Source organism: Roseibium denhamense, from assembly GCF_009711415.1.
Classification (GTDB): domain Bacteria; phylum Pseudomonadota; class Alphaproteobacteria; order Rhizobiales; family Stappiaceae; genus Roseibium; species Roseibium denhamense.
The window spans coordinates 1-2,496 of the sequence record NZ_SMLZ01000055.1; the positions used below are offsets into that span (position 1 = coordinate 1).

The following is a 2,496-nucleotide window of genomic DNA, read 5'->3' on the forward strand; positions in this document are numbered from 1 at the left end:
GCCTGATCGATAGAGTGAGCAATCAAAGGACGTCCGTTAAGCGGGCGGATGTTTTTGCCGGGGAGACCTTTTGAGCCGCCTCGAGCACATATAGTGCAAAAGGAGTACTTGCGATTCATGTCAACCTAAACTGTTCAAGCAATGCTAGAAGAGCGGTCCCATCCGCGAGACGGCACAACCCAGCCTTGTCACCGATAGCGGCACGGTGCATGTCTCTGTAAGACTGATCGCGCTCCACTACCAGATTTTCGATATTTCCATTAGTCGAAAATGTGCCGGATACGTAGTCCGCCTCAAACGTCGCATCTTCGGTAATCACAACCCAGCACCGGCGATCGGTGCGATCAAGGTAGTTCGTGCTTACAGAAATTATTGGGCAGCTTTGTCCGGAAAAAATGGCTGCGGCAACATCTTCGCTGTCAATTGTAACACTGCTGACCCGTCGGCCAACTCCCGATAGTAATGCCAGTTCGCCGAACAAATGGGCCGCTAGGTCATACTCATGTGACAAATCACGTATGACGCCCCCACCTTGCTTGGAATGTGCCGAGTATGTTCGCAGATGATCGCGTTCGGAACGCCAGGTTGAAAGATGCTGCCCCGTCAACACATGAGCAGCATAGACATGTCGTCCTTCGAGTTCTTGCTTCAGCCGAAATGTTAATGGATGAAACCGCAGATTATACCCCACAAATATATCAAAAACATAGTTGGTCTCCACAACGGGAAGGTGATCGAATATAGGTTTTTCGACCAGGGCTGTATTAGTGAACCCTGCTTTTTGTAGCTCTTCCAAGTGTTTGTGATGCAGACTAGTAATACTGGCAATGACACAATATTCGGGATTAAAAACAGCAACTGCACTTCTCACTGACTTGTATATAGGATACTCAGTCAAATCTGTACGTCCAGTCACGACGGCCACAGAGCAGCCAAGTTCTTGCAAAATTCGAGCATGTCGTTTGCCAATGGAGCCCTGCCCAACAACCAGCACTCTACGCGACACAGGCTACACTCCGCGAAGGATTTTGAGATACAAATCAGCAAGCATCTCATGCCCTCGATGACTCAGATGCATGCCATCCTTGTCAAGCATAGAACCTGTTCCGTGTTGCCACATCAATCGGTCTATTTCTAGCACATTGGCTCCAACCTGATCCGCAATCTGCATGATTGCCATGTTGTAGGAAGTAAAATTCTTGACTACGCCGGGAGTAGATGGCCAGAAACGCATCGGAACCAACACAATCGTCGAAAACGTCAAGCTTTTTGCGCCATTTTCTTTTGTTAAATTTGCAATTTTGAACAAATTAGATTGAAAAGTATCTAGAGGTACATATTGATGATGCGGAAAAGCTTTGACGAGATCAACTCGGTAAACACGTGCGAATTCAAGCACTTTTTCGCGGATTGCCGCAGGCAATAACCCACACGCGATGCGTTGTGGTGCCATGAACATACGGATGGAACAGTCGTTCAATCCAACATGTATGAGTACATCAGCACCTTTAAGGCTCTCGGGCCGCTCATACATAAGAGCAATTACTTCGTTCGTCGTGCAGAACCGCTGGCAATTGGTGTCCAGATGTTCATTTCCGTTGCTTTCTTCCGAAAGGAGCCGCATCAATTGGCCGCTATATGTCAGTTTTACTGTGCTTTCGTATGCGTCCATCTCTTGTGGGCGCGGTAGACCAAGCGAATCTGAATAAACCGTAACGCGTCGTTGTGGGTTATCGGAAGAAAGACCTAAAAAGTGCTCCCTCATCTGATCCGCTTCTGTACGAAGTTTCACCTGCTCAAGCTTTACCCTACGTTCGAGTTCATTCTTGGAGGCACGGGATGCCAACATAACACGGCAGAGAGCAAATGCATGTACAGCTTCTTCTTTGTCGCCCACGCGCCCCATCTCGAGTGCACGCGTGATGAGGCGGTCTATCTGCCGCTCAAATGTTTCGAGTTCGAGAGTACTCATATTCATTCGATGCTTTCGTGCGGCTACAATGTGGCGCTGCTTGGAATGTTGACGAGGCGGGCTGAGATATTTCGGGCTACTGTCAAATCCGATGATGGACAATTACTGAATAATTCGAGTTCAGACATCAAAGTCCAGCACGGCCGCGTCATTAGGCCCCTGGCATTCATGTATTGGAGAAACTCGTCCCGCTCGCGTGGTTCGTCGAGGATAACCGCATGGAGCCAATAGTTGCTCGCGCAATTCTTCGGCTCGCAGAAGTATCGCAGACCGTCTATGGATTGCAGGCTCTCGGCATACCGTACGGCGAGCTGCCGCTTTCTGGCAAGGAACCCTGGAAGCTGCTCAAGTTGCGCGCAGCCAAGGGCAGCGTTGATGTTGGGCAAACGGTAGTTGTAGCCAATCTCATCATGCACAAACGCCCAAGCATGAGGAACCTTGGCCGTTGTGGTAATGTGCTTTGCACGCTTGGCAATCTGGGCATCATTCGTGAGAATCGCACCGCCGCCACCGGTTGTTACGAT

The 2,496-nt window shown here is 49.4% G+C and carries 4 protein-coding genes; all 4 read right to left on the bottom strand.

What is annotated here, in order from left to right; genetic code table 11:
- The coding region (locus E1180_RS22565; RefSeq protein WP_425280883.1) for a cytidylyltransferase domain-containing protein at positions 1–119 on the bottom strand (119 nt) is incomplete at its 3' end.
- A complete protein-coding gene (locus E1180_RS00230) occupies positions 116–898 on the bottom strand; it encodes a Gfo/Idh/MocA family oxidoreductase (RefSeq protein WP_244313910.1) in 783 nt (260 codons plus the stop codon). The genes E1180_RS00230 and E1180_RS22565, both read right to left, overlap by 4 nt.
- Positions 899–1,009: 111 nt before the next feature.
- Entirely contained in the window at positions 1,010–1,972 is a 963-nt protein-coding gene (locus E1180_RS00235; protein ID WP_155189088.1) for an SGNH/GDSL hydrolase family protein, read from the bottom strand.
- A 23-nt stretch (positions 1,973–1,995) separates the two neighbouring features.
- Positions 1,996–2,496, bottom strand: a 501-nt coding sequence (locus E1180_RS00240; protein ID WP_196220479.1) for a DegT/DnrJ/EryC1/StrS family aminotransferase, incomplete at its 5' end; no start/stop codon positions are given.

What these genes read in the sequence shown, in the direction of transcription:
- E1180_RS00235 (WP_155189088.1), bottom strand. Translation starts at nt 1,972, where the DNA reads ATGAGTACTCTCGAACTCGAAACATTTGAGCGGCAGATAGACCGCCTC.